The organism is Embleya sp. NPDC055664, from assembly GCF_053618075.1.
In genome coordinates this window covers 45,697-64,162 of sequence record NZ_JBSHGZ010000020.1, presented here as the reverse complement: position 1 = coordinate 64,162, position 18,466 = coordinate 45,697, and the positions used below count along the sequence as shown (strand labels likewise).

Genomic DNA, 18,466 nt, shown 5'->3' with positions numbered 1-18,466 from the left:
TCGACGGCGTCCAGACGCCGATCTCGGACATCGAGCACAGCGCAGGAGTACACCTTGGCCTCTCGGCGTGTCCGCAGACGCCGCCGGGCGCTGTCGACGCTCGCCGCGATGCTTGTGACCCTGGGCGCGGCAACCGGCTGCACGTCGTTCGGCGGTGAGCAACCAAAACCCGAGGTACACAACCCCGTGGCTCCGGCGGCGGTCGGCGCGGCCACCTTGTCGGTGCCGCCGACCTTCGACGGCAAAAAGGGTTGGCGCAACGAGGAGACCAACCGCGTCTATACGGTCGCGCCCCGGACCGGTTACCTGCTCGACGTGTTCGCCGGGAGCGACGAGTTCCCGGCCCGGCCGGAATCCTCGGCGAGCCAGGCACCCGCCCCCACGACAACCGCCGGCGGGAAGCCGAACGGGACCGTCGTGATCGCCCGCGGCGCGGACAAGGGCACCGTGGTCTGGTCGTCCGCCCCCTTGAAGAGGTTGCAGGTCGGACGGGCTCCGCTGCTTCGGGTGGTGAACACCGCGGTGGGCGAGGTCGCGGTCCTGGTGCGCTTCGGCGTGGTTCCCGGCGAAGGTCTCGTACGCTCGCGCCGACTCACCGTGGTGGACACGTTCCCGGTCTCCTCGTCGGGCAACGCCGTTTCGTCGACCCAACATCTCGAACGCGAGACCCCCGGCGACTTCGGCGCCGTCACCGTCTCGATCGGCGACGGCGGCGTGCTCTTCCAGGGCAACCGGGTGGAGGACGCTTCGGAAGGCATCATCGAGGCGGGTCCCGCCACCCTGTGGAATCCGACGACGGGTGCGAGCAGCACCGTTCCCGCGGGGAACCGGCGTCGATCGACCGTGTGCGACGAGGCCGACGGCGACGGCTGCACCGTGCGGGACGTGCCCGTGTCCACCGTCGCCGGGGGCGTACTGACCGCGGAGATACCGGCTCGGCCGCTGAGCCGATTCGGTCTCGTCGGCGGCTGGAGCAGTTCCGAGATCGGTCCCGAGGGACGCACGCGCGGAACGCTCCTCGGCACCCTGCCGGGCGCGATGGTGATCGCCTGGGCCGGCGAGGCCGGCAAGCCGACCCTGTACGCCGCGCACGATCCCGGGTCGGGCGCGCTCCTGTTCGTCGGCCCGTGCCCCGCACCGGGCGGGGGCGACCTCGACCCACAAAAGCTGCGATCGTCCTTCGCCGCCGCCCCCAACGGGCGCTACGTCGTCGCGGGTTCGCTGGCACTCGACCTGTCCGCACGCACTCTCTCGTGCCTGGCCGGCGACCACGACCGCCGGGGCGTCGCGCTCGGCGCGGTCGGTGACGACGGCATCGCGTTCGGCTCGTTGCTCGCGGACGGACAGGCCCCGCGCGCCGAGGACGAGGCGGAACCCGCCAAGGAGCCGGCGGTCGTGGATCTGGCCACGCGCCGGATCGATCCGCTTCCCGCGCAAACCGCCGTCCCGGACCTGCTCACGGCGTCGGGCACGGGGTTGTTCACGCTCTCCGTCCAACGCGAGGAGGACACCACGTCATCGGCCGCGATTGCGATGTATCCGGCGGCCAAGGCCTCGCCCGCGAGCGCCCCGCCCGCGAAGTGAGTCCGTCGCTCACCGCTCCAGTGGCCGGTCCCGCCAGGGGCCGGCCGGCACTTCCGTCACAGCATCCGAAGCAAACGTCGACGTCCACGTCGGCCGACCCCGGCCGTGTACTCGATACCCAAGGATCGTGGACCGGTCCGTGTTCCAGGGAGAAGCCCCATGTCCCAGCGCCCCGCGCCCGACTCGCCGACCCCGTCGTCGGCTCGGGAACCCGATCCCGAGCCGCAGTCCCCCCCGCCGCGTGAAAGCCGCCTGTCCCGCATCCCCGGGCTGTCCCGCCTGCGCCTGGACCGCAACCGTCCGACCGCGATCGTGGCGATCGGCGCGGCCGTCTCGGTCATCGCCGCCTCGGTCGTGGTCGGTATCGGCGCGGCCGGAGCCGACTCCGACCTCTCGGACGTGGGCGCGTGGCTGCCCAGCGGCTCCAAGAACCTCGTCGTGCACGTGAACGGCCTGACCGGACGGGTCGACGCCCGGATCACCCTGCCCGGCGGCCAGGACCCCACCACCTTGCAGGTGAGTACGGACGGCAAGACCGTCCTGGTGCTGAACAAGAAGACCGGGCAGCTCAACCAGATCGACCCCCGCCAACTCACCGTCGCCCAGACCTCGCCGGACGGAACCCCCAACCAGGACATCGCCACCGGGGGCGGGAACGCGTGGCGGATCAGCCCCGGCAAGGGGGAGGTGCAGCGCATCGACCCGCGGCCGACCACCGACGCCGCCAACGCACTCGGCTCGTTCGCCACGATCGGACCGCCGATCGTGTTCGAGGACGCCCAGGGAGGGCGCATCCCGCTGGGCAAGAGTCAGGCGGACTCCGACGGCACGCTGTGGGTACCGCTGTCGGCCACCGGTGAGGTGGTGCCGATCCGAGGCTCCGACCGAGGCGCGCCGATCAAGGTCGCCGAGCCCGGACATCCGCTGCTGTTGACCCTCGTCAAGGCCGCGCCGCCGGGCAACGAGGGCGGGCGCAAGTCCGGCGCCGACCGGGTGGTGGTCACCGACGTGACCGCCGGCAAGGCCATGACGCTCACCCAGACGAGCGTCGCGAGCACCTTCAAGCTGCCGACCGACCTGACCAAGGGAGCGCCCGACAGGTTCCTGGTGCCCGGCATCAGTGAGGGCGCGGTCGTGCCCTTCCTGGCCTCCGACACCGGCTCGTTGGCCCTTCTCGACGTCAACAGCGGTTCCATCCAGGCGGCTCCGATACAGACGCAGAAACACACCTACGGAAGCCCGTCGGTGCTCGGCGCCAAGGTCTACGTGCCGGACTTCGACACGGGCGCGCTGCTCGTCTACAACACGGTCCAGGCCAGGTTCGAGGAGCCGATCAAGGTCACCGGCGCCAAGGGCACGCTGGAGACGTACGTCAGCAACGGCCTCCTCTGGGTCAACGACCAAAACAGTGCCGAGGCGGCGGTCGTCGACGTCCAGGGACGCATCCATCGGATCGGCAAGGACGGCGAACCCGGCGCCGACGGTGTCCCGGGCGACCAGGCCACTCCCACCATGACCAAGCCGCCGGGCGCCGGCGCCACCTCCGCTCCGCCCTCGACTCCGCCGTCCTCACAACCGCCCGCCGAGGACCAGCAGTTGCCGGGCGGCGGCGAGGCGCCGCCACAGGACGTGCCCAGCGACGATCCCTTCCCGCCGCCGCCCACGCACGACACGAAGCCCACGCACGACCCGAAGCCCAAGCCCGATCCCAAGCCGCCCACGGACGACACTCCGCAGCTGCCGGTGCCGCTGCCGAGCAAGACCACGCCGGCCGACCCGGTCGAGACTCCCAAGCCGCAGCCGACGAAGACGGCCGGGACGCCCACCGCCCCGGGTACGGCCTCCGCGTCCGCGTCCTCGTCCGCACCGGGCACGACCCAGCCGACCGCCACCACGAGTGCGACCGGTGGCACGAGTCCGACCGGCACGACCCCGCCCTCCACCACCCCGCCGACCACGCCGCCCGAGATGAAGGCGCCCGGCACCCCCAAGGCCACGTCGAGCCAGGGCAAGATCACCCTGACCTTCAGTCCCTCGGAAGGCGCCAAGCCCACCCGGTACACGCTGGGCAACGTGACCGCCGGTCTCAGCGTCACCCCCGACGCCGTCGCTCCCGGCGGCACGATGAAGTTCACCGTCTCCGGAGGCGAGTGCGGCAAGGAGTACAAGTTCTTCGTCACTGCCGAGTTCGCCGGCCAAAAGACGATGAACTCCGGTTGGTCCCAACCCATTCAGCCGTGTGTCAAGCCGCCCAAGCCGGAGAACGTGAGCGTCGCCGTGGCAACCGGCGGGCACGGCGCGACGCTGAAGTGGACGCTCGCCAAGGGCACCGACCCCCAGACCACCTACCAGGTGAAGATCGGCGCGAACACGTACGCCGTCTCCGGGACCTCCTACGTCGCCAAGGGCCTCAAGAACAGCCAAAAGTACGCCGTCACGATCACCGCGAAGAACGCGGCCGGCAGCGGCTCCGCCACCACGACGATCGACCTGACGCCGCCGGCGCGGACTTACAACGTCGGTCCCAACCGGAACAACTCGATCGGCATCGGCATTCACGCCGGGCCACGCATCGACGCCGCCACCCGCAGGGGTGAGATCGGCCCCAACTACACCGGCAGCATCACGGTGCATTGCCAGACCATGGGCCAGAACGTGACCCGCACGGCCACCAACGTGCACAGCGCCGTGTGGGACCGGGTCGACTACAAGTCCATCTCGGGCTACGTCAGCGACCTGTACGTGCGAACCCCCAATTCAGACAACGGCAAGTTCTCGCCTCCGCTCTGGGAGTGCGAGTAACACCCCGGCTTCACCCATCGTGTGATCACTCGCGGGCGGCGGGCTCTTACGCCCGTCGCCCGCCGTTCCACCCAACTGGAGCACCGTGACCCAGCTCGCCACCCCGGCGAACGGCAACCAGCCTGCCGAGGCCCCCCAGTTCCACGCCGGCGACGCCCTGCGGCTGTTCCGAGAGTGCTTTCGCGCGCTCGGAGACAACATCGAACGTGTCGTCGTCGGCAAGCGCGATGTCGTGGACCTCGCCCTGATCGCCCTGTTCGCCGAGGGCCACCTGCTCGTCGAGGACGTGCCCGGCACCGGCAAGACCACGCTGGCCCGGGCGATCTCCGCGTCCATCGACGCGTCCTGGCATCGCATCCAGTTCACCCCGGACCTGTTGCCGTCCGACATCACCGGTGTGTCGATGTTCCGCCAGACCACGAACACCTTCGAATTCCTTCCCGGACCGGTCTTCGCCCACGTGGTGATCGGCGACGAGATCAACCGCGCCTCGCCCAAGACCCAGTCGGCGATGCTCGAGGTGATGGAGGAGGGCCGGATCACCGTCGACGGGACCACCCACGAGGTCCCGCGCCCGTTCATCGTCATCGCGACGCAGAACCCGGTGGACATGTCCGGGACCTATCCGTTGCCCGAAGCCCAGCTCGACCGCTTCCTCATGCGCGTCACCGTCGGCTATCCCGACCTCGCCTCGGAGATCGCGGTCGCCTCCGGCGCGGGTGGCGGGGCGACCATCGAGGGCCTGCCCGTGATCGCGACGGCGCGACACATCCAGGAGTTCGTCCAGGTGGCCCGGCACCGGGTCGGCGCGGCGCAGCCGGTCGTCGACTACGCCGTGCGGCTGGCCCGGGCCACGCGCGAGAACGCGCACACCCGGCTCGGCGCCGGTCCGCGCGGCAGCGTCGCCCTGGTCCGGGCCGCGCGGGTGCGGGCCGCGTCGCAGGAGCGCAACCACATCCTTCCCGAGGACGTCAAAGCGCTGGCCCGACCGATCCTGACCCACCGCCTGCTGCTCGCCCCGGACGCCGAACTCGGCGGTGTCACGGCCGCCGACGTGCTCGACGAGATCCTCGACCGGGTGCCGGCGCCGCAGCCGACCGCTGCGAAGGGTCACGCTTGATGCTCTCCACCGGCGGTCGCGGAATGCTGGCGGTCGGCGCGGTCCTGTGCGGGGCGGGGTGGGGGCTCGGGTACGGCGAGGCCCGGGTGTTGGGGGTCGCCGCGTTGGCCGCGGTCGCCCTCGCGCTGGCGTGGACGGCACCGCGTCCGTCGGTACGGGCCCGGCGTACCGTCGTGCCCACCAAGGTCGCGCGCGGCGACGCCGCCCACGCGGTCGTCGTACTGGTCAACACCGGTACCCGGCCGCTGCGCGGGCTGCGTGCGGAGGACCATGTCGCGGGTGAGCCGGTGTATCCGGCCACGCTGCCGGCGGTGCCCCCGGGGGCCGAGGTCGGCGCCCGCTACCCGCTGCCCACCCATGTCCGCGGCCGGGTCTCGGTCGGCCCCATGTCGTTGGTGCGCGGCGATCCGCTCGGCCTGAGCCGACGCGCGCGCGAACACGGCGCGGTGGAGACCCTGTTGGTGCGACCGCGCACCGTCGCGCTGCCGGTGTTGCCGGCCGGCCGCACCCATCACCTGGAAGGACCCACGTCCGACACGGCCGAGGACGGCACGCTGACCTTCCACTCGTTGCGCGAGTACACCCTCGGCGACGATCTGCGGCGCGTGCACTGGCGTTCGACGGCGCGTACCGGGGTCATGATGGTGCGGCGCATGATCGACGTGAGCCTGCCGGCGACCACGGTCGTATTGGACACCCGCATCGGGTCGTACGCCGGCCGGCCGCCGTGGTCGACGTCGGCGGAGACGTTCGAGGTCGCGGTCGAGGTGGCCGCGTCGGTGGCCGCCGCGGTGGCCGGAAAGAACTTTCCCCTGCACGTGTTCACCGGCGCCGGGCCGCTCACGGGCGCGCAGGATCGCCAAGCCGGTTCCGGACGCCTCCTTGATCTGTTCGCGTTGGTCGAAGCCGACGCCGCACACTCCCTGCGCGACACGTTCGAGATCCTGGAGCGCGGTCGCGACAGCGACACGCTCGTGGTGGTCACCGGCGTCGACTCGGCCGCCGAACTGGAGGGCCTGGGGCGGGTGACGCGTCGTTTCGACCGGGCCGTGGTGATCCGGGTGGCCGCCCCCGGCGGCCCGACACCGGCCGCGCTGCCGCTGCCCGCGCAGGTGACCAGGCTGCTGGTCACCGACCTCGAGGAACTCGCGCGCGCGTGGCACCGCGAGGCGGTGCGATGAGCGGGCCGGGTATTCGTCGTCGCGGGTGGTCGCTGGTCGCGACCACGTCCGCCGCGCTGTGTGTGGGGTTCGCGTTCCGCCGGGTGTTCGGCACGAGCGAGGTGTTGCTCACGGCGACCCTGTCCGCGATCGTGCCGCCCCTCGTGGTCCTGGCCTGCTCCGGCGGCCCCAAACGATTCGTGACGGACGCGGAGAAGGCCCGGGCGACCCGGCCGTTGTGGCCCTCGCTCGTGTTGTCCGCGCTGGCTTGGATGCTGGTCGTCTCCGCGTCGCTCTTTCGCGACCTCGCGGTGGGGCACGTGATTCCCACTCCCGCGGGCATGCGCGACATCGCCACTGCCGTCGTCGACGCGCCCAAGTCGATCCTGACCACCGTGCTGCCCGCGCCCGCCGACGGGGAACTGCTCGTCCTGGTCTCCGCATGCGTTTGGGTCGCGGCCCTCGCGGGCGCCGAACTCGCGCTGCGTACGGCCACCGTGTCGCTGCCCGCGCTACCCGCGCTGCTCGCGCTGATCGTTCCCGTCATCCTGGGCGTCGGCGGCCCCGGTTCCAATCTTCCGGTCGTGGTCGCCATGATCGGCGCGATCGGACTGCTGCTGTTGATCCGGGCGCCGGAACGGCTGCCACCACTGGGCACGGCTCTGGTCGGTGTACCGATCGTGATCGCCCTGTCGTGTGTCGCGGCCCTGCTCGGCCCCGACCTGCCCGGCACCCGCACCAGGCGCCCGCCCGATCTGCGCGACCTGGTCGCGCTGCCGCAGCCGGAGCGGCTGACGGGCATCAGCCCGCTCGATCGCATCTCCGCGTGGCTGATGTCCCCCGACCAGCCGATGTTCAGCGTCGACGGGCCCAGTGCGCCCGATCGTTACTGGCGGCTGACGGTGCTCGATCGTTACGACGGGTCGAGTTGGTATCCGGTGCGGAATCTGCGCGTCACCGCCGGCCGCGTCCCCGAGTCGCCCGACGGGCGACCACCCGTGCTGTCCACGGTGGTCAACACCGTGACCGTGCGCGACCTCGGCGACATCTGGCTGCCGGGCACCGATCGGCCCACCGAAGTGGACGCACCGGGGCTGGAGTTGCGGGTCGATCCGGACAGCGGGGTGATCGCGAGCGGCTCGGGCCTGCGCTCGGGCACGCGCTACCGGATCGATGCGCGCGTCCCCGCACTGGATCCGGATCGCCTCCAGTTCCTGCCCGCGGCACAGGATCCCGCGAACACGGCCCTGCCCGAGAGCGATGCGATGGGACGGCCGATCCCGGCCCTGGAATCGTTGCGGGCCAAGGCCACCGTCGCCACCTCGGGCAGCACCTTCCCCTACCAGCAGGCACTGCGCCTGGCCCAGTGGCTGCGCGCCAATCACCGTTACGACATCTCCGCGGTGCCCGGCCACTCGTATCGCAACCTCCAGTTCTTCCTGGAGACCACCAAGGAGGGTACGTCGGAGCAATTCGCCACCGCCTTCGCGGTGATGGCACGCACGCTCAATCTGCCCAGCCGGGTGGTCGTGGGCTTCTCGGCCGGACGCGAGGGCGCGAACGGTGTCCGGGAGGTGCGCAGCGGTGACATCGTCGCGTGGCCGGAGGTCGAATTCGAGGGGGTCGGCTGGGTGCCGTTCTTCCCCACGCCCGGACAGGCCACCGACTCGGGCACTCGCAAGCAGGCTCCCGAGCAGAAGGCGCCCGCGACCAGTGCGCCGGCCAAACCGGTCACCCGTGCGGAGAAGGACCGGGAGATCGCCGGGCAGGCGCGCTCGGGCCCCGCGCCCGACACCGCGCCCCGCAGCACCGCGCATCGGGCCGGGACCCGGTGGTGGCTGTTCGTCGCGGCGGGCGTGGGTACGGGCGTCGTCGGGTATCTGGCCGCGGCCGGACTCGGCCCCGTGCTGGCCCGGCGCCGACGTCGCCGGGGCGAGCCTCGTGAGCAGGTCATCGGTGCCTGGCGACAGATCAACGACGACCTGGTGGGGGCGGGGTTGCGTACGAGCGGGTCGCTCACGGTCGGCGAGATCGCCGACTACGGCGCGAGCCGCCTGCCCCCGGAGGCGGGCGCCCGATTGCCCGAACTGGCCTCCCTGGTCAACGACATCGCCTATGGGGATCGCAGGATCGAACAGGCGGACGCGGATGCCGCGTGGCGGGATCGGGCGATCGTGGCGGGCGCCGTGCGCCGGATCGACGGCCGGCCTCGCCCGCACGTCCGGGCCTACCGCAGGATGCGCCCGCGTTCGGTGGCACTGGTATTTCGATCGCCCGACAAAGGACGAGAGTGAGTTCTGACGTGACCATCGACCGACTCGGCGCCTCGGACCCCGCGGACCCGACCGGGAGTGACCCGTCGAGCGGCGGGCCGACCCTGCACGAGCCGAGGTGGTGGGGCCTGGTCCGCGACCAGGCGTCCGCACCGCCGCAGGAGGAGGTGCCCGCGGAGGTCGAATCGGGTCCGACGGGAGTCTTCGTGCCGCCGGCCGTGGTGCCCGACGCGGGGCGCACGCAGTTCATCGCGGCGATCGGCGCGGTCGAGTCGGGAGCGTCACCGGTGGCACCTGCGCCGGGCGACGCCCCGGCGGCGCGGGAACAGGCGGCGCCGGTGCCCGACAACGACGAGACGACGCCCGAACAGCCCGTGCCTGCGCCCGAGGAGACCCCGGCGGCGCGGGAACAGGCCGTGCCGGCGCCCGAGGACACCCCGGCGGCGCCGGAACAGGCGGCGCCCGCACCCGACAACGACGAGACGACGCCCGAACAGCCCGCGTCCGAACCCGAGCCCGTGCCCGCCTCCCACGGCGTCGACGCGGCGCGAGAGCGGGCGGTGCCGGAGGTCGGCGGCGGCGAGGCGGTACCCGAGCAGGTGGCCCCGGTCGCCGGCGATGTCGCTGCGGAATCACGGGAGTTCGCCGCGCCGACCCACGAAGTCGAGGCGGGCCCCGCGTGGTTCCCGCCGGCGAAGCCCGTCGCAGACGTCGCCGAGCCGATCCCCGCTCCTCCCCCGCGGCCGACCGCACCTCCGGCGAGCGCACCGGAATCGGCGGGTGACGTACCGCAGTCGCAGTGGTCCGCCGCGGACACGGGCGAGACGTACGCGCCGTTGTCGCGGGCGTTGGATCCCGCCGCCGAGCACCGACCGATGCCCGCCGGAGCCTGGTCGACGACTCCGGAGCCGAGCGACGACGGCGGGCCCGGATCTCGATCCGACGTCAAGTCGCCGCTCACGCTCCCGATTTCGGAGCCGGAGCCGGATCCGGGGCCGGGAGCGGAGCCGGGACCGGAGCCGGAACCGGAATCGACCGAGGCGTTCGGATGGGACTTCCAACAGGCTTCGACCGAGCCCCACGAGTGGTTTCCCGCGCCCAAGCGCCGTCCGCGCTGGGTCGTGTTCGTGCTCGCGGGCCTGGTCGTGCTCGTGATCGCCTCGGTCGGCATCATCGTCCTGGCGGCCCGGCAGGAGAAGCCTGTCGCGGCGGCGCCGACCGCACCGCCGGCACCGGCCACCATGATGGCGCCGGACGCGGCCGCGCCGTACCGACCCCAGGCCGTGTCCGTCAAGTCGTTCGAGGGGCGCCTGTTGGTCTCCTGGAAGGTCCCGGAGCGCACCGATCTCATCGTCGGGTATCTCGTCGTCGCGCAAAGCCGTGACGGTGCCGTGCAAAAGACCGAGGTGCCGCGCGCCGGGGAGTTGACCGCGGTGTTGGCCGGCCCCGAGGTCGGCGTGAACTCGTGCGTCGTGGTCACCACACTCGTCAGCGGCGAACCGAGCATGATGATGTCCCGCTCGGACCCGGTCTGCCCCCGACCGGCGCCGACGAGGTCCGGCGGCCCGACGACCGGAGGCTCCGCCACACCGAACCAATCGGGAGGCTCCCATGGGTGAGCACACCGCAGTCCCCGCATGGCCCGTGATCCTGATCGAATTGGGCCCGAACGACACCGTGGAGATCGGCGGGGTCCCGGTCCCGGTGGACCCCGGCCGCAACCCGAGGGATGTGGCGTTGGCGGTCGCCGCGGAAACCGCCGGAGTACTCGGTCGCGCGGTGCGGGTCCAGGCCGTCGAGCCGGACGGCACGACCTTCCCGTTGATCGTCGACTCGGCAGGGAATGTCGTCCAGGCCGGGGAACCGGTGCCCGTCAAACCGGCTCGCCGCGGGTTGGGCCTGCGACGCGGACGAACCGGTACGGCGCCGCGCGCGGGGGCGGCTTCGGCTCCCGGGGTCCGGCCCGCCCCACCGCGGGCACCGGAGTACGAACCACCCGCGTTCCCGGGCCTGTCCGGCGGCGCGGAGCCGTCGCGGTCGCCGGTGGACCCGCCGCCGGCGCCGACACCCGCGGTGTCCACCCCGCCGCCGGCGCCGGTGGGACATGGCGACGTGCCGCCGGTCCCGGCCGCGAAAGAGGCCCAGGAGGCATGGCCGGACGAGGGCGGTCGTCGGGACGCGGGGGAGTCGTCGTACATGCCCACGCCGACGCCCGAGCAGCAACGCGCTCTCGGGGTGATCGCCCGGGCGCTCGACCAGGGCGAGCCGGACCGGGCCCTGATCGTCGCCAAGACCATGGCGAGGGCGGCCGCGGCCTCGGGGGACATCGGCGCGGCCGTGGCCACCCGGGAACTGCACGCCTACCTGGCTCTGTTGGCCGACCAAGCCGACTTGGCGGCCCGGCTCTACGACGAGGCCATCGCCCTGTTCGACCCGAGCCTGGTGGATCCCGGCGGCTGGCGGGAGCGGTTGGCCGAGAACGCCCGCTGGTGTCGGTCGCGGGCGGCTCTCGACCGGGTGACGCGGGCCTGACGGCCCGCGTCGGCTCAGGAACGCGTCGCGGGGTCGTGGTCGGGGTGGGCGGTGGTCGCCGCGTGCGCCACCGCCCGCAGGGCGAGCCACAGGTCGATCTGGGTGGCGGGGCAACCGATCAGGCCCGCGCCCAGGCGTTCCTCGATCCGGACCAGGCGCTTGCGCACGCCCGGCCCGGAGATCGCCAGCGCCGCGGCGGTCGGCTCGATCCGGGCGTCGAGGTCGAGCCAGGTCCGCAGGGTTCGCAGATCGTGGGAGCCCGCGTCCGAACCGAGCGGGCGGACCAGATCCTCGGCCCAGGCCCGGACCCGAGGCAACGCCAGCAGATGCTCGACCGTCACCGCTTCGGTGACCGTCCCGCTCTCCTCCGCGCCGGTTCCGACGCCGCCGTCCCGGTCGCTCGCACCGCGCAGCGCCAGGATCCGCAATGCCAGGGACAGTTCGGCCCGAACGGCCAACGAGTCCAGGTTCGTGTCCAGGAGCGCGGCCACGGTCTTCAACCGTGCGATCAACGTGTTGCGGTGCAGGTGCAGTCGGCGTGAGGCACGGCCACCCAGGCGCAGCCAGGTCTCCAGGGTGGTGGCCAGTTCGTCGGCGCCCGGGTCGGCGCGTCGGGCGGGTCGATACGCCCGCAGCGGCGCGAGTCGCCGCCGGGCCCAGGCCACCCCGTCGAGGCCGATCAACTCGTCCGGCGTCGCGTGTTCCTCGAACCCGACCACTCGATCCACTCCCGCCGGCGCCCGCGACACCGCGCGCGCGGCCTGCTCGTAGGCCACCGAGGTGTGTTCGAGGGCGACCGCGTCGCTGACCCCGACCAGGACGTCGACGAACTCCCGGCTCAACCGACCGGCCACCCGGTGGGCCGCCTCGGGTCGTTCCGCCGCGGCGGCGCCACGCTCGCGGGACCCGGCCGGCGATCCGTACGCGGGCACCAGGAACACCAGGCGGTCGGCGTGCGTCAGGTCCGGCGCCCATCGCACGCCGTCGCCGGACAGGCGGTGCGCCGCACGTTCGATGCCGCGACGGCGCTCTTCCGGGAACCGGACCACGAGCACGGCCATCACGTCGGGCAGCGGGGAACCCATGGCCAGCGCGACGTCCCGGGCCGTCGAGGTGTGACCGGTGCTCAGCAGTCGCAGCACCGCCTGGCGACTGCGCGCGTCCGCCTCGGCGCTCCGACGACGCTCGGCCGTCGCGCGCTCCGCGTTCCAGGCCCAGCCGAGCACGGGCACGGTGTCGGCGAGCAGGACCTGCGTCCGTTGCCCGACCCGGCCCGGGTCGACGAGTTGCAGTGTGCCCTGGAATGCGTCGCGCTCGCCGCCGACCCCCAGCGGGATCGCGGGCCCGGTGCCGGCTCGTGATCCGGCGTCGCGGCCGGCGGGATGCGCGGCTTGCCCGAACGCCTCGTGGTGGACGGCCCCTTCGTGGTCCACGATGCGCATGTGGGTGCCGGTGCGGTGGGCGAGCCAGCGCAGCAGGTCGCGGGTGCCGTTCGGGCCGGCCGCCAGGCGCTGCGCGGTGAGCAGGTCGCGCACACGCCGATCGCTCGCGTGCTCGTCGTCGGCGTCCGGGTGGAACGGGTTCGCGTACGCGTCGGTGCGCGCCCCGGCGAGCGGGCCGGGGTGCTCGAAACGGCTCTCGTCGAATCCGGGGTGACCGGTCGCACGCGCGTGTTCGACGCGGCTCGTCTCCGCGTACGTCGCGCTCATGACCGCCGCCCGCACCGCGTGTCGGCGGGCGTACCCGTCGAAGCCTCCCGCGGGAGAATCCTGTCCTGCTCGCTCATACCGGCCCCCGTTCATCCGGCCCGTCGCGGTGTGGACGTGGGTCGGGTGGTTCGCCGGGAAGTACGGGACAGTGCGCCGTGAACGCACCCGAAGCGTGTTCCGCCGCGGTCCCCGTCTACCCGTCACGCCTGCCGGCCCGGCCGGGATCATTGCGTTTTCGCGGCCCTGCGGGCCTCCGCGCCGTGTAAAGCGCATTGCCCAGGATTTTTGACCGGAGGGGAAATCTCGATAAGGCCGAGCGGGTTACCAGAGTTCGGTATACCTTTGGGTAACATCGCTTCGGACGACGGGTTTCCGGGGCATCGTCACCCGGGCATCGAATCCGGCCCGCCATTCGTTCGGCTCGGGCGCGCGGGATTTGCCCACAGCAAATATAACGTGACTATTTCGAAATGTCTCGCACCGGCGAGGACGGCGTGCCGGCGCCTGCCGTGGAGAATTCCCAATCACACACGGTACCGCGTCGGATGCGGCGTGGAATTCCAGGGCCGAGCGCCGGTCGCGAATGCGTGGGCGCGGTGCTTCGGCTACCGTTACGGGCCATGACGTACGTCACCGACCCGCGGGTCGACACCTACATCGAGGCGCTGCCCGAATGGCAACAGGCCATTTGTCGCGAGGTCCGGGACCTGGTGCACGCCGCCGACGACGAGGTGGTAGAGACCATCAAGCGCACCGTCCGGCCCTACTTCGTCCTCCAGGGCAACATCTGCGCACTGCTCGCGGCCAAGGACCACGTCAACGTGTTCCTGTACGACGGCGCCATCGTCCCCGACCCCGAGGGGATCATCACCGGCGGCCACGACAACAAGACCGCCCGCACGGTGGCCGTCCGCGAGGGCGAGACCATCAACGGCCCCGCCCTCAAGGCGATGTTCGAGCAGATCATCGCCAACAACCGCGCGGGCGGTTGGCGCAAGCTCAAGCAATGACCGCCGCAACCGAGCCGGCTAGCGACCGATCATGAAGGCGTCCGGGCGCAGCGCGCGATCGACGATGCGGACGTCGCCCATCCAGGCGTTGACGGTCTGGTCGAGCTTGCCGTCGTACGCGTAGCCGCCCAGCATCCAGGGGAGGTTGAGCGTGGTCAGGCCGTTCGCGCGGGCCGTCGGGTTGCGCACCACGGGGCAGCCGTCGATGTACATCGTGCTCTGCCGGGAGTCGTTCACGACGGCGACGTGCCACCAGGTGTCCAGGGCCAGTTCGTGGCCCCAGTTGGTGGCCGAGCCGTCGCCGTCGAGCGGGTAGACGCACCACTGGAGTTCGCGTCCGCCCGACAGGCTCAGCGTGACCACCGGCTCCTGCGGGTCGCCCTGCGGCTTGCGCGCCTCACCGCTCATCCCCCAGCGGCTCAGCAGCGCCGACCACGCGTCCTTGCCGCCGTCCCAGTCGGCCGGCAGCTTGAAGAACGCCTCGACGGTGTATCCGGAGCGGAACGTCGCCCGGTTCAGCGGCGCGTCGTTCGCGGTCTGGAAGTGGCCGCCGCGCAGCGGGGACTTGCCGCCCGCGAGCCGGACGCTGCCGTGTCCGGGCTGGTCCGGGTGGTACTGCCCGGACCAGCTCACCGACCCGGCCGCGGCGCCCGGCGCCGGAATCAGGGTCAGGTCGTTGCCGCGCCCCGACAGGTCCTTGACGCGCTGCCCGCCGGGCACGGGCGCGCCGTCCCGGTGCGAACCGTCGAAGCGCCAGTAGGCGACCGTGCCGGGCACCACCATGCGGGCGGCCGGACGGGCCGGGCGCTGGGGGATCGGCGCGAAGCGCGCGAAGCGCTTGTCGAAGTCGACCGGCACCGAGAAGTAGTCGTCGGGTCCGGTCAACTCCATCTCGCGGCGCTCGAGTTCGTTGAGGTCGCGGCTGTTGCGACCGAGGATCCACGGGGACAGCGTCTCCACGTCGATGGTGTCGCGGTCCAGGTCGAAGTGGTAAAGCCGGATCATCGCGGCGCCGCCGAAGTAGCGGTTCTGGTAGTTGGTGATGTGCAGGTGTACCTCGTTGCCGGCGTCGTTGCGACGCGTGCTGCGGCCGGCCGGCCAGTAGTGGCCGTTGAGGGTGAGGAAGATCTGGTCGTTGCCCTTGATCAGCTCGTCCCACAACCGGCGGCCGTGGTCGGAGAATTCCGCCTCCCGGCCCGGGACGTCGGCGGAGACCAGTTCGTGGCTGGTCAGGATCACCGGCGAATGCGGGTGGTCCGCCATCACCTTGCGCGCCCACGCGATGCTCGCGGGCGAGGGCCGCCAGTCCAGGGCGAGGACGAGCCATTCCCGTCCCCCGGCCTGGAACAGGTGGTAGGTGTTGTAGCCGTCCGGGGTGGCCCCGCCGAACGAGCGTTTGCCGCGGAAGCGTTGCGGGCCGAACGTGTCCAGGTACGCGGACCGACCGCGCCGGTCGTCGGTGTTGGAATCGATGTCGTGGTTGCCCGCCAGCACGCTGTAGGCCACGCCCTTGCGGTCGAGCACCTCGAACGCCCGGCCGATGCCGTCGAATTCGGGCTTGCGGCCGTTCTGGGTGAGGTCGCCCAGGTGCGCCATGAAGACGATGTTGTCCTCGCGCGCGTGCTCCAGGATGTACCGGAAGGACGCCTCGATCGGCGCGGTGGTGATGCTCGGCTCGTCGAACATGTACTGCGTGTCCGGCATCACCACCAGCGTGAATCGCCGACTGTCGCGGTCCGGACGCCATGCCGGCATGCCCTGGGCGTCCACCGGCGCGTCGGCCGCCGCGCCCTCGGCGCCGCCGTCCGCCCCGGCCGCGGCGGCCGGGGAGATGCCGACCGCCCCCACCGCGGCGGCACCGGCTCCGGCCAGCGCCGCGGAGCGCAGGAACGCCCGCCGGGCGGGCCCGGACAGGGGCGTGACGGGCTGGGGGCAATCGTCGTCGTGCTGCTCGCACATGGTGCTTCTCCGGGCGCAGGCGGGGTTGGGGCATGCGCACGGTATTGGTTGGAAAACCCACGAAGATCATCCACACCGCCAACAACGGCCGACGACCGGGTGAATTCGCCGCCGGCACGCGGCAATGCTCCACCCGCCGTGTCCGCGCCCTCACCCGGGAGCGGATTCACCCCCGACGGCTCTGCGGCACCCGCACCGACGCCATGCCCGCGGCGGTGGCCGCCTGGATCCCCATCTCGGTGTCCTCGAAGACCAGGCAGTCCGCCGGGGCGACGCCCAGGTGCGCGGCGGCGCGGAGGAACCCCTCGGGGTCGGGCTTGGCCCGCGTGTAGTCCTCGGCGCACACCAGCACGTCGAACCGGTCGAGCAGGCCCAGGGTGTCCAGCGACGAGGTGACCGAGTCGCGGGTGCTGCCGGAGACCACGGCGGTCGGTATCCGCCCGCACGCGTCGTCGATGTGCGCGAGTATCCCCGGTACGGGGGTCAGCTGCGGCAGATACTCCCGAAAGAGCAGTTCGCGCCGGCGGGCGACCGCCTCGACCGGCATGGCCAGACCCTGGTCCGCGTTGAGCGAGGCGATGATGTCCGTCACCGTTCGGCCGCCCCAGGCATAGAACAGGTCCTCGGGGAACGCGCAGTCCCACTCGTCGAGGGCCTGCTTCCAGGCCAGATAGTGCAGCGGCATGGAGTCGGCGATGGTTCCGTCGCAGTCGAACAGGTACGCGCGAAACTCACCGGGCGGCAGGGAAATGATCATCGACTCACCGTATACCCGGCCGATCGCCCCTCTGCTACGGTTGCCCGCATGAAGCGCGCTGCCATGATGACGACGACGCCGGAGAGTGTCCCGGCGCGCTGACGGATGTCTTGGTCAAGAAGCCCCGGGGCGAGTGCCCCGGGGCTTCGGCTTGTGGTCACTCGCCCCACATCAGCGAGGAGACCCCCATGTACGACCACCGCAGGCTCGGCCGCGAGTTGGACCTGTTCGACACCGACCCGCTGATCGGCGCGGGACTGCCCTACTGGCTGCCCGACGGCGCCACCGTGCGGCACACCCTCGAGGAGTACATCCGGGGCGCGGAGCGCCGGGCAGGCTACCGGCACGTCTACTCGCCGGTGCTCGGCAAGCGGGAGTTGTACGAGATCTCGGGCCACTGGTCGCACTACAGCGAGGACATGTTCCCGCCGATGGACCTCGGCGGCGAGCAGGTGGTGCTGCGGCCGAGCCTGTGTCCGCACCATGCGGTCATCTATCGCTCCCGCGCCCACAGCTACCGCGAACTTCCGTTGCGGATGGCCGAGTTGGGCGGGATGTATCGCTCCGAGTTGTCCGGCGTCTTGGGCGGGCTGACCCGGGTGCGGGCGATCCAGCTCAACGACGCGCACATCTTCTGCGCCCTCGATCAGGTCGCCGACGAGGCGCGGGCGGCGCTGGAGATGATCCGCCGGGCGTACGGGGCGCTCGGCATCGAGGCGAGCCGCTACCGGCTCTCCCTCCCGGGTCCGGGTGGGAAGTACGTCGCCGCGCCGGAGAAGTGGAGTCGGGCCACCGCGTTGTTGCGGGACGTGCTCGACCGCTCCGGCCTGCCGTACGAGGCGGCGGAGGGGGAGGCCGCGTTCTACGGTCCCAAGATCGACATCCAGGTCACCGACACGGCCGGCCGGGAGTCCACCCTGTCCACCGTCCAGGTCGACTTCCATCAGCCCGAGCGGTTCGACCTGCACTACATCGGCGCCGACGGGGCCCGGCATCGGCCGGTGATGATCCACCGCAGCATCATCGGCAGCGTGGAACGAGCCGTGGCACACCTGATCGAGCAGCACGGCGGGGCGTTCCCCGCCTGGCTCGCGCCGACCCAGGTGGTGGTCCTGCCGATCACCGAGGCCGAGTGGCCGGGCGCCGAGGATGTGGCCCGCCGCTGCGCCGACCTCGGACTGCGGGCCGAGGTCGCGGGCCCGGAACGAGGCAGCCTCGGCGCCCGGATCCGGGAGGCGCGACTGGTCCCGTACCAGGCCGTGATCGGCGCCCGCGAGGCCGCCGCCGACCACGTCGCGCTGCGCCTGCGCGACGGCCGCCGGCTCGACGCGCGACCGGCGGACGACGTACTCGCCCGGATCGCCGCCCTCGTCGCGGCGCACGCGGGCGAACTGTGGGAGGACAAGCACGCCGAGGTGTAGGACCGACGCGAGTCGGGGGGGGGGGGGCGGCGGGGGCCCCCCCCCCCCCCCGGGCCCCCCCCCCCCCGCCCCCCGGCCCCGGACGCGCCCCCGGGGGGGGGGGGGGGGGTGGATACACCCCCCCCCCCCGCGGCCACCC

The 18,466-nt window shown here is 72.2% G+C and carries 12 protein-coding genes; 9 read left to right on the top strand and 3 right to left on the bottom strand.

Annotation, left to right across the window (positions count from 1 at the left end):
• The first annotated feature begins 108 nt into the window (after positions 1 to 108).
• The 7 genes from ACWGR4_RS28130 to ACWGR4_RS28100 all read left to right on the top strand — a co-directional run bounded on the left by ACWGR4_RS28130 (position 109) and on the right by ACWGR4_RS28100 (position 11,471).
• On the top strand, positions 109 to 1,584 hold the full coding sequence (locus ACWGR4_RS28130) for a hypothetical protein (RefSeq protein ID WP_452134257.1): 1,476 nt from the start codon (positions 109 to 111) through the stop codon (positions 1,582 to 1,584).
• 159 nt (positions 1,585 to 1,743) lie between these two features.
• The gene (locus ACWGR4_RS28125) at positions 1,744 to 4,386 is read left to right on the top strand and encodes a fibronectin type III domain-containing protein (RefSeq protein ID WP_452131107.1); all 2,643 of its coding nucleotides are present in this window, start codon (positions 1,744 to 1,746) and stop codon (positions 4,384 to 4,386) included.
• Between the two features lie 85 nt (positions 4,387 to 4,471).
• Entirely contained in the window at positions 4,472 to 5,506 is a 1,035-nt protein-coding gene (locus ACWGR4_RS28120) for an AAA family ATPase (protein WP_380012111.1), read from the top strand.
• Positions 5,506 to 6,687 carry a DUF58 domain-containing protein gene (locus tag ACWGR4_RS28115; RefSeq protein WP_452131132.1) on the top strand — a complete coding sequence of 394 codons (1,182 nt, stop codon included), beginning with the start codon at positions 5,506 to 5,508 and terminating at the stop codon, positions 6,685 to 6,687. The genes ACWGR4_RS28120 and ACWGR4_RS28115 overlap by 1 nt, the downstream gene beginning before the upstream one ends.
• Positions 6,684 to 8,960: a transglutaminase family protein gene (locus ACWGR4_RS28110; protein WP_452131106.1), complete on the top strand. Its 2,277-nt coding sequence runs from the start codon at positions 6,684 to 6,686 to the stop codon at positions 8,958 to 8,960. The genes ACWGR4_RS28115 and ACWGR4_RS28110 overlap by 4 nt, the downstream gene beginning before the upstream one ends.
• The gene (locus ACWGR4_RS28105; protein ID WP_452131105.1) at positions 8,957 to 10,558 is read left to right on the top strand and encodes a hypothetical protein; all 1,602 of its coding nucleotides are present in this window, start codon (positions 8,957 to 8,959) and stop codon (positions 10,556 to 10,558) included. Before ACWGR4_RS28110 ends, ACWGR4_RS28105 begins: the two co-directional genes overlap by 4 nt.
• Entirely contained in the window at positions 10,551 to 11,471 is a 921-nt protein-coding gene (locus ACWGR4_RS28100) for a hypothetical protein (RefSeq protein ID WP_452131104.1), read from the top strand. Before ACWGR4_RS28105 ends, ACWGR4_RS28100 begins: the two co-directional genes overlap by 8 nt.
• A gap of 14 nt (positions 11,472 to 11,485) precedes the next feature.
• Here the strand turns inward: ACWGR4_RS28100 and ACWGR4_RS28095 are convergent, their stop codons facing one another.
• Positions 11,486 to 13,180 carry a helix-turn-helix domain-containing protein gene (locus ACWGR4_RS28095; RefSeq protein ID WP_452131103.1) on the bottom strand — a complete coding sequence of 565 codons (1,695 nt, stop codon included), beginning with the start codon at positions 13,178 to 13,180 and terminating at the stop codon, positions 11,486 to 11,488.
• A gap of 620 nt (positions 13,181 to 13,800) precedes the next feature.
• On the opposite strand from ACWGR4_RS28095, the gene ACWGR4_RS28090 reads away from it, so the two are divergent.
• On the top strand, positions 13,801 to 14,190 hold the full coding sequence (locus ACWGR4_RS28090; RefSeq protein ID WP_452131102.1) for a DUF1801 domain-containing protein: 390 nt from the start codon (positions 13,801 to 13,803) through the stop codon (positions 14,188 to 14,190).
• An 18-nt stretch (positions 14,191 to 14,208) separates the two neighbouring features.
• Here ACWGR4_RS28090 and ACWGR4_RS28085 read toward each other — a convergent pair whose 3' ends face one another.
• The gene (locus ACWGR4_RS28085) at positions 14,209 to 16,149 is read right to left on the bottom strand and encodes a LamG-like jellyroll fold domain-containing protein (RefSeq protein WP_452131101.1); all 1,941 of its coding nucleotides are present in this window, start codon (positions 16,147 to 16,149) and stop codon (positions 14,209 to 14,211) included.
• Between the two features lie 166 nt (positions 16,150 to 16,315).
• The gene (locus ACWGR4_RS28080; RefSeq protein WP_452131100.1) at positions 16,316 to 16,906 is read right to left on the bottom strand and encodes an HAD family hydrolase; all 591 of its coding nucleotides are present in this window, start codon (positions 16,904 to 16,906) and stop codon (positions 16,316 to 16,318) included.
• Positions 16,907 to 17,076: 170 nt separating this feature from the next.
• Here ACWGR4_RS28080 and thrS point away from each other — a divergent pair, with 170 nt between their 5' ends.
• Entirely contained in the window at positions 17,077 to 18,327 is a 1,251-nt protein-coding gene (gene thrS, locus ACWGR4_RS28075; RefSeq protein WP_452131131.1) for a threonine--tRNA ligase, read from the top strand.
• Positions 18,328 to 18,466 lie beyond the last annotated feature (139 nt).

Coding starts and splice junctions, on each gene's coding strand:
- ACWGR4_RS28130 (WP_452134257.1), top strand. CDS start 109: ATGCTTGTGACCCTGGGCGCGGCAACCGGCTGCACGTCGTTCGGCGGT.
- ACWGR4_RS28125 (WP_452131107.1), top strand. CDS start 1,744: ATGTCCCAGCGCCCCGCGCCCGACTCGCCGACCCCGTCGTCGGCTCGG.
- ACWGR4_RS28115 (WP_452131132.1), top strand. CDS start 5,506: ATGCTCTCCACCGGCGGTCGCGGAATGCTGGCGGTCGGCGCGGTCCTG.
- ACWGR4_RS28110 (WP_452131106.1), top strand. CDS start 6,684: ATGAGCGGGCCGGGTATTCGTCGTCGCGGGTGGTCGCTGGTCGCGACC.
- ACWGR4_RS28100 (WP_452131104.1), top strand. CDS start 10,551: ATGGGTGAGCACACCGCAGTCCCCGCATGGCCCGTGATCCTGATCGAA.
- ACWGR4_RS28095 (WP_452131103.1), bottom strand. CDS start 13,180: ATGAGCGCGACGTACGCGGAGACGAGCCGCGTCGAACACGCGCGTGCG.
- ACWGR4_RS28090 (WP_452131102.1), top strand. CDS start 13,801: ATGACGTACGTCACCGACCCGCGGGTCGACACCTACATCGAGGCGCTG.
- ACWGR4_RS28085 (WP_452131101.1), bottom strand. CDS start 16,149: ATGTGCGAGCAGCACGACGACGATTGCCCCCAGCCCGTCACGCCCCTG.
- ACWGR4_RS28080 (WP_452131100.1), bottom strand. CDS start 16,906: ATGATCATTTCCCTGCCGCCCGGTGAGTTTCGCGCGTACCTGTTCGAC.